This is a genomic window from Microbacterium sp., assembly GCF_035277845.1.
In the GTDB taxonomy this organism is placed as follows: domain Bacteria; phylum Actinomycetota; class Actinomycetes; order Actinomycetales; family Microbacteriaceae; genus Microbacterium.
In genome coordinates this window covers 1-20,332 of record NZ_DATEJS010000319.1, presented here as the reverse complement: position 1 = coordinate 20,332, position 20,332 = coordinate 1, and the positions used below count along the sequence as shown (strand labels likewise).

Below are 20,332 nucleotides of genomic sequence, written 5' to 3'. Positions count from 1 at the left end.
CGGCGGAGTTCGCAGCCGAGCTCGCCGGCCGCGGCGTGACGATCGTGTCCGGCGGCGCCTACGGCGTCGACGGCTGCGCCCACCGCGCCGCGCTCGGCGCGGGCGGCACCACGATCGCCGTCATGGCCGGGGGAGTCGAGCGGGCGTATCCGGCCGGGCACGCCGACCTGTTCGAACGGGTCGCCGCCCGCGGAGCCGTGATCAGCGAGGTTCCCTGCGGGGGTGCACCGACGAAGTGGCGGTTCCTCGCGCGCAACCGCGTGATCGCGGCGCTGAGCGGTGTCACGGTCGTCGTGGAGGCCGGCACGCGCAGCGGATCTCTGAACACCGCGGGTCATGCGGCCGCGCTGGGGCGGCCCATCGGTGCGGTGCCCGGACCCGTCACCAGCGCATCCTCGGTCGGATGCCACCGGCTGCTGCGCGAATTCGACGCCCGGTGCGTCACCGACGCGAACGAGGTCCTGGAGCTGCTGGACCCCGGCACCCTGTTCGACCCGGAGCCGTGCCGCACCGGATCCGGCGCTTCCGGCGCGCCGCCCACCGACGACACGATGCGCGTGCGGGATGCGCTCAGCCGGCGCTCCCGGCGGCCCGTCGAGGATGTCGCGCGGCGCGCCGGCATGGCGGTGAGCGATGTCGAGACGCGGCTGGGCCTCCTGCTGCTGTCCGGGGAAGTGAATCGGGACGCCGAGGGTTGGCGACTCGGCGCGCCCGCGACACGATGATGCTGCTCGGTGGGCCCGCGATGCGATGCCGGCGGTCCGCCGGGCCCGCGGCGCGGCGACGCTGTCCGCCGCACCCCGCGTGATGCCGATCCGCCGCGCGTCGGCCGCGCCCCGCCGTGCACAGCTGCGGCATCCTGGACGCATGCGGATCAGCGAGGCGGCGGCGGAGTATGCGGCCTACCTCGTCGACGTGCGCCGCCTGTCGCCCGCGACGGTGCGGGCGTATCGCGGTGATCTCGCCGACCTGCAGTCCGCGACCGGCGACATCGAACTGGGCGACGTCGGCCTCGAGGCCCTTCGGGACTGGCTGTGGCAGGACCTGCAGCGCGGCATCTCGCGGGCGACCGCCGCCCGGCGCACCGCCGCGATCCGCGGCTTCTTCGGGTGGGCGCACGACGGTGGGCACGTCCCCGCCGATCCGAGCCTTCGCCTGGTCGCCCCCAAACGCGGTCGCACGCTGCCGGCCGTGGCCGGCGCCGAGGCTGTGGCGGCGCTGCTCGACGGCCTCAGTGCGCGCGCCGCCGACGGCGATCCCCTGCTGCTGCGCGACCACGCCCTCCTTGAGGTGCTCTACGCATCCGCGCTCCGCGTCTCCGAACTGTGCGGACTCAGCCTCGGAGACGTCGACCGCGAGCGGCGGACGCTGCGGGTTCTCGGAAAGGGATCCAAAGAGCGGGTGGTACCGTTCGGCGGCGCGGCGGCGCGGGCCCTCGACGCCTATCTGGTGCGGGCTCGCCCCGTCCTCGTCGGTTCGGCTTCCGGCCAGGCGGTCTTCCTGGGGCCGCGCGGCGGACGCCTGAGTCCGCGCGCCGTCTACACCGTGGTCGCCCGAGAGCTCGCACCCGTGATCGGCGCCGAGACCGTCGGGCCGCACGCGCTGCGCCACTCGGCGGCGACGCACCTGCTCGAGGGCGGCGCAGACCTGCGCGCGGTGCAGGAGATGCTCGGGCATGCGAGCCTGGGTACCACCCAGATCTACACCCACGTCTCGGGCGATCGGCTGATGGCCGCCTACCGGCTGGCACATCCACGCGCCTGACGCGCCTGTCCGATCGCCGGCATGCGTGCGGCCGACGGCAGGCCTGCCCTGAGGGCAGGTGCGCAGCGGTCACTCGCAGCAGGGCAGCAGCACCGCGTGCCGGATGCCGCCGAGCAGCAGCAGGGGGTTGATGTATTCGCCGTCGCGACGCACGCCGAAGTGCACGGTGCCTGCGGGGGCGTGCCCGCCCGTCGCGACCGTCCCGACGGCGTCACCCGCTTCCACCGGCTCGCCCGCCACCGCGGCGGACAGCGCCGGCTCCAGGGTCGAGACGAGCCCTCCGCCGTGGTCGATCGTCACCAGCGGACGTCCCGCCACCATGCCGGCGAAGGCGACCACGCCGCCGGCGGGCGCCCGCACGACCGAGCCGGGCGCGGCGGAGACGTCGATCCCGCGATGCCCCGGACCGTACCGATCCACAGGCGCGACGAACGCGGCGACGACCTGGTGCGACGACGTCGGCCAGGCCCAGCGCGGATGCCCGGTCGTGCCGTCCTCTCCGGGTGCTCCATCGGCCGCGATCACCCCCTTCAGCGCAACGACCTCGGCCCGGCCTCCCTCGGCTGCCGCGGTCGCCGGAGCGAAGCCGACGAGCAGCGTCAGCGCCACGGCGGCTGCCGCCGCCCGGCACGGCCGCATCCCGGCACGGACGATCGGTGAGGTCCTCATGACCCGAGTTTCGGCTTATCGCGGATCCGGCGCGAGAAGCGCGTCGTCGCTGTGGACGGATGCCGGTCACGCCCCGCCGGGGGGCCACATGTGGACGAACCGTCTGCTGGTACACTGAAAGGGCATCTCGCGTGTCGAGATGACTCCGCGTGCCCGTGGCCTGCCGCTTCCGAGCGGCACTGCAGGCGGCATCCACTCCCATCGGTCCCGCATTCCGTGCGGGCGGGAGCGTGCCGGGCACCAGGCTCGTCGCGCATCAGCGTGACGGAATCAACCGCAACGGGCGCACAGCGTCCCAGAAACAGGAGAACGACCATGGCCGTCGTCACCATCCGCCAGCTGCTCGACAGCGGCGTTCACTTCGGACACCAGACCCGCCGGTGGAACCCGAAGGTGAAGCGCTTCATCCTCACCGAGCGCTCCGGCATCCACATCATCGACCTGCAGCAGTCGCTGTCGTACATCGACAAGGCGTACGAGTTCGTGAAGGAGACCGTCGCCCACGGCGGCACCATCCTCTTCGTCGGCACCAAGAAGCAGGCGCAGGAAGTCCTCGCCGAGCAGGCGACCCGCGTGGGCCAGCCCTACGTGAACCAGCGGTGGCTCGGTGGCCTCCTCACCAACTTCTCGACCGTCAGCAAGCGCCTGGCCCGCATGAAGGAGCTCGAGGAGCTCGACTACGAGAACCCGGCGGCCTCCGGCTTCACCAAGAAGGAACTGCTGCTCAAGAAGCGCGAGCTCGACAAGCTGCACAAGTCGCTGGGCGGCATCCGCAACCTGCAGAAGACCCCGTCGGCTCTGTGGGTCGTCGACGCCAAGCGCGAGCACCTCGCCATCGACGAGGCCAAGAAGCTCGGCATCCCGGTGATCGGCATCCTCGACACCAACGCGGACCCGGACGACTTCCAGTACCCGATCCCCGGCAACGACGACGCGATCCGCTCCGTCTCGCTGCTGACCCGCATCATCGCCGACGCCGCCGCCGAGGGCCTGCAGCAGAAGCACAACCCGGAGGCCGGCGAGGCCGAGCCTCTGGCGGAGTGGGAGCGCGAGCTGCTCGAGCAGGGCGCTGAGGCCGAGACCGAGACCGTCGTCGCCTCTGTCGAGACCGTCGTCGAGCCGGTCGCTGAGGCTGTGGCCGAGGAGCTCGCGGTCGAGGGCGCCGAGGGCGACCAGGCCTGAGCCACTGAACATCGCCGCGGCGGGGTCGTCCGAGGACGGTCCCGCCGCGGCATCCATCGGAACTTCCACAACAGCAAGGAGCCACCACCCATGGCAAACTTCACCATCGCCGACATCAAAGCGCTGCGCGAGCAGCTCGGCACGGGCATGGTCGACACCAAGAAGGCGCTCGAGGAGGCCGACGGCGACCTCGAGAAGGCCGTCGAGATCCTGCGTCTCAAGGGCGCGAAGGGCAACGCCAAGCGCGCTGACCGCTCCACCAGCGAGGGCCTCGTCGCCGCCCGCGAGGGCGACGGTCAGGTCACGCTCATCGAGCTGAACACCGAGACCGACTTCGTCGCGAAGAACGAGCGCTTCATCGCCCTCGCCGACAAGGTCGCCGACGCCGCCGCTGCGGCCGCCGCCGACTCGGCCGAGGCGGCGCTGGCCGCCCCGGCCGGCGAGCAGACCGTCGCCGAGCTCATCTCGGACGAGGCCGCCATCATCGGCGAGAAGGTCGAGCTGCGTCGCGTGCGCACCGTCTCGGGCGACAACTTCCAGGTGTACCTGCACAAGACCAGCAAGGACCTGCCCCCGCAGGTCGGCGTGGTCGTCGCCTACACCGGTGACGACGCCGAGACCGCTCGCAGCATCGCGCAGCACATCTCGTTCGCGAACCCGAGCTACCTGTCCCGCGACGAGGTCCCCGAGGCCGACGTCGAGAAGGAGCGCGAGATCGTCACCGAGATCTCCCGCAACGAGGGCAAGCCGGAGGCCGCGCTTCCGAAGATCGTCGAGGGCCGCGTGAACGCGTTCTTCAAGCAGGTCGCGCTGCTCGACCAGGACTACGCGAAGGACAACAAGCTGTCCGTCGCCCAGGTGGCGAAGGACGCCGGCATCACGGTGACCGGCTTCGCCCGCTTCAAGGTCGGCGCGTAAGAATCCCGAAGGGCCCGCATCGTGTTCTCGATGCGGGCCCTTCGCATGCCGTTCGATAGGTTTGGCTCTGGCAAGGAGGAACAGTGATCAGTGAGGCAACCGGACGTCGACGCGTCCTGCTCAAGCTCTCGGGTGAGGCGTTCGGCGCCGGCGGGCTCGGGGTGAACCCCGACGTCGTCAGTCAGATCGCCCGCGAGATCGCGGAGGCGGTCGACCGCGTCGAGATCGCGGTGGTCGTCGGCGGCGGAAACTTCTTCCGCGGTGCCGAGCTCAGCCAGCGGGGCATGGACCGCGGGCGCGCCGACTACATGGGGATGCTCGGCACGGTCATGAACGCCCTCGCCCTGCAGGACTTCCTCGAACAGGCCGGTGCCGCCACCCGCGTGCAGTCCGCCATCTCGATGACGCAGGTCGCCGAGTCCTACATCCCGCTGCGGGCGGAGCGCCACATGGAGAAGGGCCGCGTGGTGATCTTCGGCGCCGGTGCCGGTCTGCCCTACTTCTCCACCGACACCGTCGCCGCGCAGCGTGCGCTGGAGATCGGCGCCGACGAGGTGCTCGTCGCGAAGAACGGCGTGGACGGGGTGTACACGGCCGATCCGAAGAAGGATGCCTCGGCGACCATGATCGACCGCATCACCTACCTCGACGCCCTGCAGCGCGGCCTCAAGGTCGTCGACTCGACGGCGTTCAGCCTCTGCATGGACAACGGGATGAGCATGCGCGTGTTCGGCATGGAGCCCGCCGGCAACGTCACGCGCGCCCTTCTCGGCGAGCCGATCGGCACCCTCGTCACGGCGTGACGGTGGGGTCCTCCTCCCACGGTTGCGCGGTACCCGACCGCTAGAATGACTCAGACGTCTCAGAAGAAGGAGAAACCGTGATCGCGGATGTCTTGGCCGATGCCGGAGCTCGCATGGACCGCGCCGTCGAGGCGGCGAAGGATGACTTCGCGACGGTGCGCACGGGGCGCGCGAACCCCCAGATGTTCCAGAAGATCCTGGTGGACTACTACGGCACGCCGACGCCGCTCGCGCAGCTCGCCTCGCTGAACAACCCCGAGGCGCGCACGGTGGTCATCAACCCGTACGACAAGGCCGCGCTGAAGGACATCGAGCAGGCGATCCGCGACACCCCGAACCTCGGCGCGAATCCGACCAACGACGGCACGCTCGTGCGGGTGACGCTTCCCGAGCTCACCGAAGAGCGCCGCAAGGAGTACGTCAAGCTCGTCCGCTCCAAGGGCGAGGACGCGAAGGTGCACGTGCGCGGCATCCGGCGCAAGGCGAACGACGACCTCGACGGCCTCAAGAGCGATGTCGGCGAAGACGAGCTGAAGCGCGCGGAGAAGGACCTCGACGCCCTGACGCGCACGCACGTCGACCAGATCGACGACGCGCTCAAGCGCAAAGAGGCCGAACTGCTCGAAGTCTGAACGGTTCGATGTCCGGTGTCGAAGGCGGTGAAGAGCCCGATCGCGTCGAACGCGACCAGGCCGATCCGTCGCACCCGGACGACGCCGCCTCGGCGCTGCAGGCCCATCTGCGCTCGGCCCGCGCGGACTTCGAGGAGGCCAACGAGCGCATCAAGGAGCGCACCGGGCGGGATCTGATCGTCGCGATCCTCATCGCCCTCGCGATCGGCGCCGTGGTGGTGGCGTCCCTGGTGTTCCTGAAGCAGCTCTTCGTGCTGTTCGCCCTCGCAGCGGTGGGACTCGCGGTCTGGGAGTTCTCCCGCGCGCTGCAGGGCGCGGGGCATCGCATCGACATCATCCCGCAGACCGTGTGCGCGGCGGCCCTCGTGCTGACCGGCTGGTTCTACGGCGGGCGCTGGATCTGGTGGATCGCCCTGTTCGGCGCCGTGGTGCTCGTACTGGCCTGGCGGTTCATCGGGCAGATGATCGCCCGCGACGGCCGCACGTACGGAGCCGTGCTGGACGACGTCATGCTGGCCTCGTTCATCCAGCTCTACGTCGCCCTGACGGGGAGCCTGTGCGTGGTCCTGCTCGACCAGGACCACGGCGAATGGTGGGTGCTGTCCTTCCTGATCGTCGCGGTCGCGGCCGACACCGGTGCATACGCCTCGGGGCTCATGTTCGGCCGGCATCCGATGGCCCCGCGCATCAGCCCGAAGAAGACCTGGGAAGGGTTCGCGGGCGCGGTGGTGGCATCCGTCGCCGCCGGTGTGCTGCTGGCCCTGTTCCTGCTCGGCGTGCCGTGGTGGGCCGGGGTGATCTTCGGCGCCGTGATCCTGGGCACTGCGACGTGCGGCGACCTGGGGGAGTCGATGATCAAGCGCGCCCTCGGCATCAAGGACATGAGCTCGTGGCTGCCCGGGCACGGCGGAGTCCTCGACCGTCTCGATTCCATCCTGCTGTCCGCCCCGGCGGCTCTGGCACTGTATTACCTGATGACCCCGATGGTGACCTCATGACGACGACCGCCGACCCGAAGTCTGCGCCCGCGGCCCCGGGCTTCCCCCTCACGAAGGGGCGGACGAAGGGGTACCAGAAGAAGGCCGTGGACGCTTTCCTCGCCCGCGCCCGCGCGTCGTTCGAAGGCGCCGAGGGCGCGACGGCGATGACCGCGGCCGACGTGCGCACGGCCGCGTTCCCGCTCGTCAAGCACGGCTACGTCATCGCCTCGGTGGATGCCGCTCTCGGCCGCGTGGAGGATGCCTTCGCCGCCCGGGCGCGCGGCACGGCGATCTCCGGGGCCGGACGAAGCCTGTGGGTGGCGCAGTCCCGCGCGCACGCGCAGGAGATCCTCGACCGGATCAGCCGCCCCCGGAGCGAGCGGTTCCGCCGCGTGGCATGGCCGCGGTACGGGTATCGCGTCGACGAGGTGGACATCGTGGTCGACAAGCTCGCCGCGTATCTCGCGGAGGGACGCCCGGTGACCGTGGATCAGGTGCGCTCGGTGGCGTTCCGGATGCAGCGACGCGGCTACCGCGAGGCGCAGGTCGACGCCGTCCTCGACGCCATCGTGGACGTGATGCTGGCAGTTGACTGACTGCGGCGGCTCGTCGGATGGCGGCGGCGGCCCGCGACCGATATGGTTTACCGTATTGTGACTTCCCGCATCGAGATGATTCCTGAGACATCCCGGCGGGCGAGGCGATTGGCGGCCCAGAGCACTCCGCTGAAGCGGCGAGTTCGCGTGCAGCCGCCCGCTCCCGTGACCACGCGCCCGATCGCGCGCCCGCGGCAGGAAGCGCCCGCGCGCTGGTCCCGCCGTCGCGGCGTCCTCACCGTCTTCGCCGGCTTCGCGGTCGTCGCCTTCGGCGTCGCCTCGATCGGACCGCTCGGCGCCTCGCTGGCGACGCGGGCGAACGCGGAGACCACGCCGCCGGCGACCATCTACTCGCTCACGCGGGACGACGCCCAGACCCTCGACACGCAGGCGCACGCGGCTCAGCCGGCATTGCAGCGCGACCGGTACTCGGTGAAGGTGATCCCGCAGTCCGTACCCGCGCAGACGTCGTCGTCGGCGGCCATGATGGCCCAGGTCGCGTCGTTCGTGGCCCCCTCGCCGGGCAGCGCCCAGGCGATCGCGTACAAGCTCGTCCAGGCCCGCGGCTGGGATGACAGCCAGTTCCAGTGCCTGGTGGCGCTGTGGAACCGCGAGTCGGGCTGGCGCGTCAATGCGGCGAACCCGAGTGGCGCGTACGGCATCCCGCAGGCACTGCCCGGAAGCAAGATGGGCGCCTACGGCTCGGACTGGGCGACCAACCCCGCCACGCAGATCAAGTGGGGCCTGTCGTACATCTCCGGCAGCTACGGCACGCCCTGCGGTGCATGGGGGCACTCGAACTCGTACGGCTGGTACTGAGCGGATGCCGCGGGCACGACGGCCCCGGCCGCAGCCCGACGGCGACGCGCTGGAGCGGATGATCCTGGGCTGGAAGCGCACCGAGGTGCGCGGCGGGGTGGAGTGGTACGTCCAGCCGATGCCGGCATCACGGTCCGAGAAGGCCTACACCTGCCCGGGCTGCGGTCGGCAGATCGCACCCGGAGCCGCTCACCTCGTGGCGTGGCGCGCCGATGGCATCATGGGTGATGCGGCCGATCTCGCCGCACGTCGGCACTGGCACACTGCCTGTTGGAAGGTGAGCTGATGGAGATCCGTGGAGCTGTGACGCTGCCCGCGCACCGCGAGGACATCGAACTCGAGACCGCCGACGGGATCCGCCTCGTCGGTGAGCTCGCCGTCCCGCTCGACCGCGAGCCGGTGGCGACGCTCGTCACCCTGCATCCGCTGCCCACCGCCGGCGGATTCATGGACTCCCACATCCTGCGCAAAGCTGCGGCTCGCCTCCCCGCGCTGGCCGACCTGGCAGTGCTCCGCTTCAACACCCGCGGCACCTCGTCGCCGCGGGGCACGAGCGGCGGCACGTTCGACGGCGGCGCCGCCGAACGGTTCGACGTCGCCGCGGCGATGGACTTCGTCGCGGCCCGCGGGCTGCCGCGTCCCTGGCTGCTCGGGTGGTCGTTCGGCACGGAGCTGGCCCTCAAGTACGGGCCGGACCACCCCATCGAAGGGGCCGTGCTGCTGTCACCGCCGCTGCACCGCGCGACGCCCGCGGAGGTTGCGGCCTGGCACGACGACCCGCGCCGCCTCGTGGTGCTCGTGCCCGAGTTCGACGACTATCTGCGCCCCGCCGAGGCGGTGGAGCGCTTCGCGTCGGTGCCCGAGGCCACCGTGATCGACGTGGAGGGCGGCAAGCACCTGTGGGTCGGCGAGAACCAGACCCGACGGGTGCTCACCGAGATCGTCGCCGTCGTGAACGCGACAGCGCTTCCGCTGCCCACCGAGTGGCACGGATCGGGTGCCACCGCCGCGCACGGCTGAACCCGACGGATCGCGGCCGGCGCCGCGGCGGCTCAGCGCTCGTTCTGGCGCGGGATGATCACCTGCCGGTAGATGATCAGCACGCTCGCGGCGACCGGGATCGCGATGAGCGCGCCGAGCAGGCCGAGGAGCGACCCGCCCGCCAACGCCGCGACGACCACGACGCCTCCCGGCACCGAGACGGCCCGGTTCATGATGCGCGGCGAGAGCACATATGCCTCCACCTGCATGTAGATGAGGTAGTAGATCGCGGCGATCAGGGCGGTCGTGGGGGAGCCGAGCCCGGGGATCAGACACGTGAGCACGATGATCGTGGAGCCGGTCAGCGTGCCGACGAGCGGGATCAGCGAGAAGAAGAACGCGATCACGGCCAGCACGGCGGGGAACGGGGCGTTGATCACCGACAGGAAGATCGTGCTCAGCACGCCGTTGATGACCCCGAGCGTGACCTGCCCCATGACGTAGTAGCCGACCGAGTCCGTGATCTGCTCGGACAGGTCGATGAACCGCGCCCGCTTCGAGGCCGGCACGAGCCGGTACACCGCGCTCTTGAGCGACGGGACGGATGCCGTGAAGTAGATCGTGAGAACCAGCACGATGAGGGCACCGGCGAGCACGCCCAGCACCTTCGCGCCGGCCGTGATGACTCCCTGCCCGATCGAGCCGCTGATCGTGGCGACGTTGCGGGTCAGCCAGTCCTGCAGGTAGTTCGAGACGACGTCGACATTGAGCGCCGGGAAGGTGTGGTGCAGCCAGTTCTTCACATCGTCGATGGCCGTGTTGCTGTTGACGAGCTCGGTGATCTGCGCGATCAGCTGGGTCACCTGACCGCCGATGATCGGAACGACCATGAGGATGATCCCGGCCACGACCGCCAGCGCGGCGAGGATCGTGACCACCACCGCAGCCCAGCGCCGGAAGCGCCGCCGCACGAGGAACGCCACCACCGGCTCGAGCCCGAGGGCGAGGAACAGGGCGGTCCCGACATAGAGCAGGATCGTCGACAGCGTCTGGATGCTGCCGATGAGCAGCAGGCCGAGCCCGACACCGAGGGTCGCGACGAGCGCCACCCGGAACGGGTTCTGCACCTTCATGGACGCTCCTCCCGTGTCGGCGGCCGTGTCACGTCAGGATACTGACATCCGCCGTGCACCCTGCGGCGCCGCGCGCTCTGTGACCGCTCCCAGGTCCGTTTCGCTATGGTGGAGGGTCGATGCTGTGGCCTGCGCGTGCCCGATGCGCCGGCCCGGAAGGGTGTTTTTCGTGCGTTTCGTGTGGGCCATCGCCGCGTTCGTGCTCGCGGCTCTGATGATCGCCGCCGGCATCGCCCAGCGCACCGTGTTCGAAGGGCCGTCGTCGGAGACGACCGCCGTGCACACGGCCGGCGACGCCCCGTTCACCGTCATCGACAGCGCGGTGCTCACGCGGCACCCCGGATCCCAGACCGTGCGCGCCTCCGCACCGGGGCAGGTGTTCCTCTCCTACGGCCGCACCGCCGATGTGAAGGCGTGGCTCGCCGGCGCCACCTACAACCGGGTGACCCTCGGCCGCGGCGGCAAGATCGTCACGACCGTCGTCGGGCCCGACGGCCAGGCCGTGGGCCAGACGACGGCGTCCCCGACACCGTCCGCGACGCCGTCGACGTCACCCTCCGCGAGCGCCTCCTCGTCGCCGTCCCCGAGCGCGACACCCGGCGCAGCCTCGACCGCCCCGATGATCGGGGCGCACAACCCGGTGGGCTCGGATCTGTGGCTGGACGAGTTCCGCGACAAGGATCTGCTGATCCAGCCGCTGCAGCTGCCCGCCGGAACGAGTGCGCTGGTCGCATCCGACGGCACGAAGCCGGCGCCCACGGACATCTCCGTCACCTGGCCGCTGTCGACGGCGACGCCGTGGGCCGGCCCGCTCATCCTGTTCGGCGGCATCCTGATGCTCGTCGGAGTGCTCCTCTACATCCTCGCGATCCGTCACGTGCGCCGCTCCCGCGGTCCGCGCCGCAAGAGCCCGCCCCCGCTGCCGCAGTCGTCCTCCGGCGAACCGGAGGACCTCACGGTCACCGCGGCCGACAAGGGCGTGATCTCGGCCGGCTCGGGGTCCCGGTCCCGCCGCTCGCGTCGCGCGTTCATCGCCGTCCCGCTGGCGTTCAGCGCACTGCTTTTCGCCGGCTGCAGCCCGGACGCGTGGCCGCACTTCGGCGCTTCGCCGACGTCGTCCCCGTCCGCGACCGTCATCGCGGACGACCAGCAGGCGCCCGCCGTCAGCGAACCGCAGGCCGAGCGCATCCTGGCGAGCATCTCGCGGACGGTGGCGGGTGCCGATGCGAAGATGAACGCCGCCGCGGCCGCGACACGCCTCGACGGCGCCCCGCTGGCCGAGCGGCGGGCCAACTACACGATCCGCAAGAAGACGAAGGGGGTGTCGGCGCTGGCCGCGATCCCCGCGACGGGCCTCAGCGCCGGCGTGGTCCTTCCGCAGGCGTACGACGGATGGCCTCGCACGGTCATGATGATCGCGTCGGACACCCGCAAGTCCACGTCGCCGTCGACCGTGCTGATGATGACGCAGACGGATCCGTGGTCGAACTACAAGCTGGGCTACGTCGCCCAGCTGCAGCCGTCCACCCAGATCCCCGACCTCGCACCGGCCTACGTCGGCGCGTCGGCCGTGCCGCCGGACTCCTCGTTCCTCGTGCTGCCGCCGAACCAGCTCGCCACGGCCTACGCCGACGTGCTGAACAAGGGGGCCAAGAGCCGCTTCGCCGGCAACTTCGACGAGGCCACCGACAGCTTCCTCGATCAGACGCGCAAGGCGCATGCGGCCCAGCTCGCGGCGTTCAACAAGTCGGCCAAGAAGAGCGGGCAGACGGGCAGCATGACCTTCCTGGCCGGTGCGGGCGCCACCGATCCGTCGGCGCTGGCGACGCTCGACAGCGGCGCGATCATCGCCGTCCAGGTGGACGACTCGACGATCACCAGGCCGACGGCCTCCGGCGCCGTGATCTTCGCGAGCGACGAGGCGCGTGCCCTCACCGGCACCAAGCAGTCGAGCACCGGCTACACCACCACGTACAGCGATCAGCTGTTCTTCTACGTGCCCGGCCAGGGCGGCTCGAACACGAAGATCCAGCTTCTCGGCTACGCATCCGACATCCTCTCCGCGAAGGTGAACAAGAAGAAATGAGCGACCCGAACCTGGGCGCGTCGCTGCGCGGCGCCGTCGACCTCTCCTCCCTGCGCGGCCGCCCGACGCCCCCGCCGGCTGCAGCGGCTTCGGCCGGCGAGCCGCTGCCGGTCTCGGGCCTCGTCATCGACGTCACCGATGAGACGTTCGGCGACGTGCTCGAACTGTCGCGGTCCGTCCCGGTGGTCGTCGACCTCTGGGCGGAATGGTGCGGCCCCTGCAAGCAGCTGAGCCCCGTGCTGGAGAAGGTCGTGCTGGAGCTCGCCGGCCGCGTGCTGCTCGCCAAGGTCGACGTCGACGCCAACCCGCAGCTGGCCGCCGGCTTCCGCGCGCAGTCGATCCCGATGGTCGTCGCGCTCGTGGCCGGTCAGCCGGTGCCGCTGTTCACCGGTGCCGTGCCGGAACAGCAGGTGCGCGAGGTCTTCGCCCAGCTGCTGCAGCTGGCCGCGCAGAACGGCGTGACCGGAACGCTTCCGGTCGGCGACGGCGAGCCCGTCGCCGCCGCCGAGGAGCCGCCGCTGCCGCCCCTGCACGCCGAGGCCTACGACGCGATCGAGGCGGGCGACTACGCGCGCGCGATCAGCGCGTACGAGAAGGCGCTCGCGGAGAACCCGCGCGACGAGGATGCCCGCGCCGGTCTCGGCCAGGTGCGGTTGCTGCAGCGCGTGCAGGACGTGTCTCTCGAGGATGCGCGCCGCGCCGCGGCGGACGACCCGTCCGACGTGGATGCCGCGCTCCGCATCGCGGACCTCGACCTCGCCGGCGGGCACGTGGACGACGCGTTCGGGCGCCTGCTGGACCTGTTCGCGGTGCTGCCCGCAGACGAGCGCGCCCCGGTGCGGGAGCGTCTCGTGGAACTGTTCGGCCTCGTCGGCGACGCCGACCCCCGCGTCGTCCGGGCACGCGGCCCCCTCGCACATCCGTCAGCGGGTGCGCACCGCGCCGTCGCCCTGAGGCGCGTTCACGTGGCGGACGGCCTCGTGCTGCAGCCAGAGCACGCCGAGCGGCGGCAGCACCATCGTGGCGTGGCCGTCGGGCGCCGCGTTGACCACGCCCAGGTTGCCGACCCCGGACCCGCCGAACTCGGTGGCATCCGAGTTGAGGATCTCGTGCCAGGTGCCGCCTTCGGGCAGCACCAGCTCGTACCGGTCGATCGGGTTGCCGGAGAAGTTGCAGACCACCGCGACGGCGTTGCCCTGCAGGTCGCGGCGGGCGAAGGCGATGACGTTCGGGTTCCACGTGGGCTCGCCGAGGCGGGTGAACGCCGCACTCTCGGAATCCCTGCTCCACAGCGCCGACTGCCCGCGGTACACGCTGTTGAGCGTCGCGACGAAGCTCTGCAGCTGCGCGTGGGAGGGCTGCTCGGTGAGCCACCATTCGAGACCGCGCGATTCGGACCATTCGGACAGCTGGCCGAACTCCTGGCCCATGAACAGCAGCTGCTTGCCGGGGTGGCCCCACATGTACGCGAGGAAGGCGCGCATGTTCGCCAGTTTCTGCCAGTGATCGCCGGGCATGCGGGAGATCAGGCTGCCCTTGCCGTGCACGACCTCGTCGTGGCTGATCGGCAGCACGTAGTTCTCGCTGAACGCGTACACGAACGAGAACGACAGCTCGCCCTCGTGGTGCGCGCGGTACAGCGGGTCGCGGCCGATGTACACGAGCGAGTCGTTCATCCACCCCATGTTCCACTTGAACCCGAAGCCGAGGCCGGCGTGATCGGTGGGTGCGGTGACGCCGGGGAAGCTGGTCGACTCCTCGGCGATGATCGTCACTCCCGGGTGCAGGCGGTACGCGGTGGCGTTGACCTCCTGCAGGAACGCGATCGCCTCGAGGTTCTCGCGGCCGCCGTGGACGTTGGTCGCCCATTCGCCGTCCTTGCGCGAATAGTCGAGGTACAGCATGGAGGCGACGGCGTCCACGCGCAGTCCGTCGACGTGGAACTCCTCGAGCCAGTACAGCGCGTTGGCGACGAGGAAGTTGCGCACCTCGTGCCGGCCGTAGTCGAAGATGAGCGTGCCCCAGTCCTGGTGCTCGCCGCGCCGCGGGTCGGCGTGCTCGTACAGGTGCGTGCCGTCGAAGCGCGCCAGGGCGAAGGCGTCGCGCGGGAAGTGCCCGGGGACCCAGTCCATGATGACGCCGAGGCCGGCCTGGTGGAGCGTGTCGATGAGGTACCGCAGGTCGTCGGGGGAGCCGTGCCGGGCGTCCGGGGCGTAGTAGCCCGTGACCTGGTAGCCCCAGGACCCGCCGAAGGGGTGCGTCGCGAGCGGCATGAACTCCACGTGCGTGAAGCCCTGGCCGGTCACGTACTCGGCGAGCTGGTCGGCGGCATCCCGGTACGAGAGCCCCGGTCGCCATGAGCCGAAGTGCAGCTCGTACACGGACATCGGTTCCCGGTAGGGGGCGGACGCGGCGCGCTTGTCGAGCCAGGCGGCATCCCCCCACGTGTACTCGGAGTCGGTGATGACGGACGCCGTCGCGGGCGGCGTCTCCGCCTGCCGGGCCATCGGGTCGGCCTTCAGGATCCAGTGTCCGGCGGTGGTGAGCAGCTCGTACTTGTACGTCGTGCCCGCGCCGATGCCCGGCACGAAGAGCTCCCAGACGCCGCTCGACCCGAGCGAGCGCATCGCGTGGCCCTGGCCGTCCCACGAGTTGAAGTCGCCGACCACCCGCACCGCGCGGGCGTTCGGGGCCCACACCGTGAACGAGGTGCCGACCGTGCCGTCGTCGTCGCGCACGTGCGCACCCAGGACCCGCCACAGCTGCTCATGACGGCCCTCGCGGATGAGGTGCAGGTCGAGCTCGCCGATCGTCGGCAGATGACGGTAGGGGTCGTCCGTCACGTAGTCCGGTGCATCCTCGTACGTGGCCGTCACGGTGTACCCGTCCGGGTCGCCCATGTACTCGCCCTCCCACACGCCGTACGCGAGATGCTCCAGGGTGACCGTGCGGCCGTTGCCGAACGCGGCGGTGACGCCCGTGGCGAGCGGGCGGCGGACGCGGATGACACCCGAGTCCGTGCCGTCCGGATGGATACCCAGCACATCGTGCGGGGCGTAGTACGACCCGCTGGAAACCTGGTTCAGGATGTCATCGGCGATGGTCATTTCGTCTCCTTCACGTGCAGGATGTGGACCGGCTCGGTGAACGCATCGAGCCTGACGAAGTTGTGGTCCGTCCAGCTCCAGCGGGCGCCCGTGATGAGATCTTCGACCTCGAAGGCGTTGCCGGGCTCGACGCCCCACACGCGGGTGTCGAGGTGGACCATCGTCTGGCGCACCGAGTGCGGGTCGACGTTGACCACGACGATGATCGTGTCCGCGCGACCGGTGGGCGACAGCGCGGCATCCAGGTGCTTGGAGTACACCAGGATGGCGTCGTCGTCGCTCCAGTGCGCCCGGAAGTTGCGCAGCTGCTGCAATGCCGGGTGGGCGGCGCGGATGGCGTTGAGTCGTCGCAGGAACGGGGCGAGCGAGTTCCCGGATGCTTCGGCGGCATCCCAGTCCCGCAGCTTGTACTCGTACTTCTCGTTGTCGATGTTCTCTTCGGAGCCCGGACGCGCCACGTTCTCGTACAGCTCGTATCCGGCGTAGACGCCGTAGGTGGGGGCCGCGGTCGCGGCGATGGCGGCGCGGATGCGATACGCGGGACGCCCGCCGAACTGCAGGTACTCGGTGAGGATGTCGTGCGTGTTGACGAACAGGTTCGGGCGCATGAAGTCCGCCGTGTCCTGCGAGAGGGAGGTGAGGAACTCCACGAGCTCCGGCTTGGTGTTGCGCCAGGTGAAGTAGGTGTAGCTCTGCTGGAAGCCGACCCGGGCGAGCGCCTGCATGACCGCCGGGCGGGTGAACGCCTCCGCCAGGAAGACCACGTCGGGATCCTCCGCGTTCACCGTGGCGATCAGCCACTCCCAGAACTGGAGGGGCTTCGTGTGCGGGTTGTCGACGCGGAAGATCTTCACGCCCTGCGCCACCCAGTGCCGCACCACGCGCAGCATCTCCGCGTAGATGCCCGCCGGATCGAGGTCGAAGTTCAGCGGGTAGATGTCCTGATACTTCTTCGGCGGGTTCTCCGCATAGGCGATCGTGCCGTCGGGCAGCGTCGTGAACCACTCCGGATGCTCCGTCACCCAGGGATGGTCGGGCGCCGCCTGCAGGGCGAGGTCCAGCGCGACCTCCAGGCCGCGCTCCCGGGCGGCGTCCACGAACGCGCGGAAGTCCTCCAGCGTGCCGAGCTCCGGATGGATGGCGTCGTGCCCGCCCTCGCGGGCGCCGATCGCGTACGGGGAGCCGGGGTCGCCGGGCTGCGCCTCCAGCGTGTTGTTGCGGCCCTTGCGGTTGATGCGTCCGATGGGGTGGATCGGCGGGAGGTACACCACCTGGAACCCCATGCCCGCGACGCCGTCCAGGCGGCCGATGGCCGTGCGGAAGGTCCCCGAGCTGATCGATCCGTCCTCGCGGCGGGTCGCCCCTTCGGAACGGGGGAACAGCTCGTACCATGCCGCGTTGCCGGCGACGGTGCGCTCGACGTTCAGGGTCAGCTCGTCTCCCACCGTGACGAGCGAGGTCAGCGGACGCAGCCGGAACTCCTCGGCCAGGGCCCGGTCGCGCACGATGCGAAGGGCGGTGTCGTCCGGCAGGGCGGCATCCCGCAGGCGCTTGGCGACCGTCCGCAGCCCTGCGCGCTCCGCGTCGGGCCGGTCCGTCTCGGCAGCGGCGCGCTCGAGCAGCCGGGCGCCCATCTCGCGCATGAGCGGCGCATCGACCCCGGCCGCGATCTTCAGGTCTGCGGCGTGCTGCCACGTGGCGAAGTCGTCGGCGAAGGCCTCGAACCGGAACGTCCAGTCGCCCTGCTCCAGCAGCACGACCTCGGTGCGCCAGGTGTCGAAGCCGTCCTTCAGAGCCTCGAGCCGGTGCAGCGACTCCTCACCCGCCGGCGACGTCAGACGCACGTGCACGCCGATGAGGTCGTGCCCCTCGCGGAACGCGGTCACCGCGAACGGCACCGCCTCCCCGACGTACGCCTTCGGGTCGAACGCGCCCGCCTCGGGTCGCGGGCCGAGGAGCGGGATGCGGGCGGTGACGGTGTCGTGGTCCGCGTGCCAGGCCGATGCGGGGCGGAGCGGGAGCGCGGAGGTGCTTCGCCATACAGGTGACGAGGGCCGGGCTTCTGCCGGGGGCGGGACGACGGCGGCGGGCGCCGAGCTGTCTTCCTTCGCGCTCCCTCGGGTCGCTGCCGGGTTCGGGCGCTTGGCGGGGTTCTTCGTCATGCGGGCCACGTCACGAACCTATCGCCAGCACGGGACGATTCCCAGCGGGTCGGGCCGCGCTCGACCTAATGTGTCGGATCCTCCACACGGAACAGGCGCATCGAGGTCGGCGGCATCGTCACGGTCTGGCCGGGGAGCACCGTGGAACCCCCTTCGGCAGGTGTCTCGTCGGCGCTGGACCACAGCTCCACGAGGTGTCCGGCTCCAGGCAGCGCGGGCAGCGTGACCTCGCCGGCCTCCTCACGGCCGTGCACGATCAGGAGGATGCGGTTCGCGGCCTCGAACTCGGGGGTGGATGCCGCCAGATACTGGAGCGTCCGGTGCCCGGGATCCTCCCAGCCGTGCCACGGCATGGCCTGCCCGGCCGCATCGAACCACTCCATCGCCGACGCCGAGGGCACGCGAGCGCCGAGCCGGGCGAACCGGCGCGGGCGCAGCGCGGGGTTCTCCCGTCGCAGCCGGATGAGATGCCGGACGTGCGCGGCGAGATCGCGCTGCCAGGCGTCGTGCTCCCAGTCCACCCAGGTGAGGTCGGAGTCGTGGCAGTACGCGTTGTTGTTGCCCTGCTGGGTGCGGCCGTGCTCGTCGCCCGCGGTGATCATGGGGGTCCCGGCGGACAGCAGCAGTGTGCCGAAGAGGTTCCGCATCGCGCGGCGCCGGTTCGCGAGGATGCGCGGGTCGGCGGTGGCTCCCTCGGCGCCGTGGTTGAACGACCGGTTCGTGTCGGTGCCGTCACGCCCGTGCTCGCCGTTGGTCTCGTTGTGCTTGCTGTCGTACGAGACGAGGTCGTGCAGGGTGAACCCGTCGTGCGCCGTGACGAAATTGACCGACGCGAGAGGTCCGCGCTCGTCGCTGAACGTGTTCGAGGACCCGGCGAGACTGGTCGCGAGTCCGCCGACGCCGCCGGCCGGTGCGCCGGTGCGCCGCGCGTGCTCGATGTCGGACAGCCAGAACGTGCGCACCCGGTCGCGATAGCGATCGTTCCACTCGTGCCATCCGGGCGCGAACCCGCCGGTCTGCCAGCCGCCCATGCCGACGTCCCAGGGTTCGGCGATGAGCTTCACGCCCTGCAGCAGCGGGTCGTCGCGGATCGCGCGCAGCAGCGGATGGTCCGACGTGAACGCGTGACCGGCATCCCGCCCGAGGGCGCTCGCGAGATCGAACCGGAACCCGTCGATCCGGCAGTCGCGCGCCCAGTAGCGCTGCGAGTCCAGCACCAGGCGGGCGGCGGCATCCGTGGACGTGTCCACGGTGTTCCCGCAGCCGGTGACGTCGATGTACGCGCCCTCGTCGGTCTGGCGGTAATAGCCGCGGTTCGCGATGCCGCGCAGGCCGGCGGTCGGGTCGCCGCGCCCGCCCTCCGCCGTGTGGTTGTACACGACGTCGAGAAGCACCTCGATGCCCGCCGCGTGCAGCGCCTTCACCATGCCCTTGAACTCGCGCAGCACGGCATCGGGGCCGCCGCGGCGACTCGCGGCCGTCGCGTAGGCCGCGTGGGGGCTGAAGAACGCGAGGGTGTTGTATCCCCAGTAGTTCGCGAGGCCGAGCCCGGCCAGGCGGGGCTCGGACGCGAACGCGTGCACCGGGAGGAGTTCCAGGCTCGTGACGCCGAGACCGTGCAGGTGGTCGATGATCGCCGGGTGCGCGAGGCCCGCGTAGGTGCCGTGCAGCGCCGGCGGGACGAGCGGATGCCGCTTGGTCAGCCCGCGCACGTGGGCCTCGTAGACGATGGTGCGGTCATCCGGCACGGCGGGCTTGCCCACGCCCTCCCAGTCGAACGACCCGTCGACGACCACTCCGCGCCACGCGGACGGCCCGGCCTGCTCCACGCCGCGGGCGTACGGGTCGAGCAGGAGCGCGTCGGCGTCGAAGGCGTTGCGTGCGCCCCGCGGACCGGCCACGCGCACCGCGTAGCGCGAACCGACGCGGAGCGCATGGGTGGTGATCTCCCACACCCCCGCCTGTGCGAGCACGAGGGGGACCGTCGCCACCGGCCAGTCGAGGTCGTCCTCGTCGAACACCACGAGCTCGACGGCCGTCGCATCCGGGGCCCAGATCCGGAACGTCCCGCCGTCGGCGTCCACGTGCACGCCGAGGCCGTCGAGAGCCTCGGCGAGGAGTCCCTCAACTGACATCGTCGTCACCTGAGCGGGAACCATCCGACTACGATAGCCACCCGTGGCCGCCTACCTCGATCACGCCGCCTCGACGCCTCTGCGCGCCGAGGCCCGCGAGGCGTGGCTCGCGGCATCCGAGACCATCGGCAACCCCTCGTCGATCCACCGCGCGGGCCAGGCGGCGCGGCGCATCCTGGAGGAGTCGCGCGAGCGGCTGGCACGCACCCTCGACTGCGACCCGATCGAAGTGGTGCTCACGTCCGGCGGCACCGAATCGGTCAACCTCGGCGTCACCGGCCTGTGGCGTGCAGCGGGGCCGGATGCCGCGATCGTGCTGCCCCGCGGTGAGCACCACGCCACGATGGACACCGTCGCCTGGCTGG

At 70.9% G+C, this 20,332-nt stretch carries 18 protein-coding genes and 1 pseudogene; 14 read left to right on the top strand and 5 right to left on the bottom strand.

Going from position 1 to position 20,332, the window contains the following annotated elements; all coding sequences use genetic code 11:
• Both VJR25_RS14115 and VJR25_RS14110 read left to right on the top strand, forming a co-directional pair.
• Window positions 1-725: DNA-processing protein DprA (locus VJR25_RS14115; RefSeq protein ID WP_324116093.1), on the top strand; the 725-nt coding region annotated here is incomplete at its 5' end.
• A gap of 142 nt (window positions 726-867) precedes the next feature.
• On the top strand, window positions 868-1,764 hold the full coding sequence (locus VJR25_RS14110) for a tyrosine-type recombinase/integrase (protein ID WP_324116092.1): 897 nt from the start codon (window positions 868-870) through the stop codon (window positions 1,762-1,764).
• Between the two features lie 69 nt (window positions 1,765-1,833).
• On the opposite strand, the gene VJR25_RS14105 is transcribed toward VJR25_RS14110, so the two are convergent.
• Window positions 1,834-2,433: a M23 family metallopeptidase gene (locus VJR25_RS14105; RefSeq protein WP_324116090.1), complete on the bottom strand. Its 600-nt coding sequence runs from the start codon at window positions 2,431-2,433 to the stop codon at window positions 1,834-1,836.
• 315 nt (window positions 2,434-2,748) lie between these two features.
• Between VJR25_RS14105 and rpsB the strand changes: the two genes are divergently transcribed.
• The 9 genes from rpsB to VJR25_RS14060 all read left to right on the top strand — a co-directional run bounded on the left by rpsB (window position 2,749) and on the right by VJR25_RS14060 (window position 9,383).
• Window positions 2,749-3,615 (top strand): 30S ribosomal protein S2, encoded by an 867-nt coding sequence (rpsB, locus tag VJR25_RS14100; RefSeq protein ID WP_324116088.1) that lies wholly within the window; start codon window positions 2,749-2,751, stop codon window positions 3,613-3,615.
• 90 nt (window positions 3,616-3,705) lie between these two features.
• The gene (gene tsf / locus VJR25_RS14095) at window positions 3,706-4,533 is read left to right on the top strand and encodes a translation elongation factor Ts (protein WP_324116086.1); all 828 of its coding nucleotides are present in this window, start codon (window positions 3,706-3,708) and stop codon (window positions 4,531-4,533) included.
• A gap of 83 nt (window positions 4,534-4,616) precedes the next feature.
• Window positions 4,617-5,336 carry a UMP kinase gene (gene pyrH, locus VJR25_RS14090; RefSeq protein ID WP_324116084.1) on the top strand — a complete coding sequence of 240 codons (720 nt, stop codon included), beginning with the start codon at window positions 4,617-4,619 and terminating at the stop codon, window positions 5,334-5,336.
• A 77-nt stretch (window positions 5,337-5,413) separates the two neighbouring features.
• A complete protein-coding gene (gene frr / locus VJR25_RS14085; RefSeq protein ID WP_324116082.1) occupies window positions 5,414-5,968 on the top strand; it encodes a ribosome recycling factor in 555 nt (184 codons plus the stop codon).
• Between the two features lie 8 nt (window positions 5,969-5,976).
• Entirely contained in the window at window positions 5,977-6,966 is a 990-nt protein-coding gene (locus VJR25_RS14080) for a phosphatidate cytidylyltransferase (protein ID WP_324116080.1), read from the top strand.
• Window positions 6,963-7,544: a DivIVA domain-containing protein gene (locus tag VJR25_RS14075; protein WP_324116078.1), complete on the top strand. Its 582-nt coding sequence runs from the start codon at window positions 6,963-6,965 to the stop codon at window positions 7,542-7,544. Before VJR25_RS14080 ends, VJR25_RS14075 begins: the two co-directional genes overlap by 4 nt.
• Before the next feature lie 165 nt (window positions 7,545-7,709).
• Complete coding sequence (locus VJR25_RS14070) at window positions 7,710-8,363, top strand: transglycosylase SLT domain-containing protein (protein WP_324116076.1); 654 nt, start codon at window positions 7,710-7,712, stop codon at window positions 8,361-8,363.
• A 4-nt stretch (window positions 8,364-8,367) separates the two neighbouring features.
• A complete protein-coding gene (locus VJR25_RS14065; protein ID WP_324116074.1) occupies window positions 8,368-8,649 on the top strand; it encodes a hypothetical protein in 282 nt (93 codons plus the stop codon).
• Window positions 8,649-9,383 (top strand): alpha/beta hydrolase, encoded by a 735-nt coding sequence (locus VJR25_RS14060; protein WP_324116072.1) that lies wholly within the window; start codon window positions 8,649-8,651, stop codon window positions 9,381-9,383. Before VJR25_RS14065 ends, VJR25_RS14060 begins: the two co-directional genes overlap by 1 nt.
• A 32-nt stretch (window positions 9,384-9,415) precedes the next feature.
• Here the strand turns inward: VJR25_RS14060 and VJR25_RS14055 are convergent, their stop codons facing one another.
• Window positions 9,416-10,477, bottom strand: coding sequence for an AI-2E family transporter (locus VJR25_RS14055; RefSeq protein ID WP_324116070.1), 1,062 nt, complete (start codon window positions 10,475-10,477; stop codon window positions 9,416-9,418).
• Between the two features lie 169 nt (window positions 10,478-10,646).
• Here VJR25_RS14055 and VJR25_RS14050 point away from each other — a divergent pair, with 169 nt between their 5' ends.
• Window positions 10,647-12,563 carry a glycosyl transferase gene (locus tag VJR25_RS14050; protein WP_324116068.1) on the top strand — a complete coding sequence of 639 codons (1,917 nt, stop codon included), beginning with the start codon at window positions 10,647-10,649 and terminating at the stop codon, window positions 12,561-12,563.
• Window positions 12,560-13,480 (top strand): annotated as a pseudogene (locus tag VJR25_RS14045) (tetratricopeptide repeat protein); the annotation flags it as partial. The gene VJR25_RS14050 and the pseudogene VJR25_RS14045, both read left to right, overlap by 4 nt.
• 6 nt (window positions 13,481-13,486) lie before the next feature.
• On the opposite strand, the gene glgB reads toward VJR25_RS14045, so the two are convergent.
• The 3 genes from glgB to glgX form a co-directional block, all read right to left on the bottom strand.
• Window positions 13,487-15,670 carry a 1,4-alpha-glucan branching protein GlgB gene (gene glgB / locus VJR25_RS14040; RefSeq protein ID WP_324116066.1) on the bottom strand — a complete coding sequence of 728 codons (2,184 nt, stop codon included), beginning with the start codon at window positions 15,668-15,670 and terminating at the stop codon, window positions 13,487-13,489.
• The gene (locus tag VJR25_RS14035; RefSeq protein WP_324116094.1) at window positions 15,667-17,832 is read right to left on the bottom strand and encodes an alpha-1,4-glucan--maltose-1-phosphate maltosyltransferase; all 2,166 of its coding nucleotides are present in this window, start codon (window positions 17,830-17,832) and stop codon (window positions 15,667-15,669) included. The genes glgB and VJR25_RS14035 overlap by 4 nt, the downstream gene beginning before the upstream one ends.
• Window positions 17,833-17,897: 65 nt before the next feature.
• Window positions 17,898-19,991 carry a glycogen debranching protein GlgX gene (glgX, locus tag VJR25_RS14030; protein WP_324116064.1) on the bottom strand — a complete coding sequence of 698 codons (2,094 nt, stop codon included), beginning with the start codon at window positions 19,989-19,991 and terminating at the stop codon, window positions 17,898-17,900.
• A gap of 19 nt (window positions 19,992-20,010) precedes the next feature.
• Between glgX and VJR25_RS14025 the strand changes: the two genes are divergently transcribed.
• The coding region (locus VJR25_RS14025) for an aminotransferase class V-fold PLP-dependent enzyme (protein ID WP_324116062.1) at window positions 20,011-20,332 on the top strand (322 nt) is incomplete at its 3' end.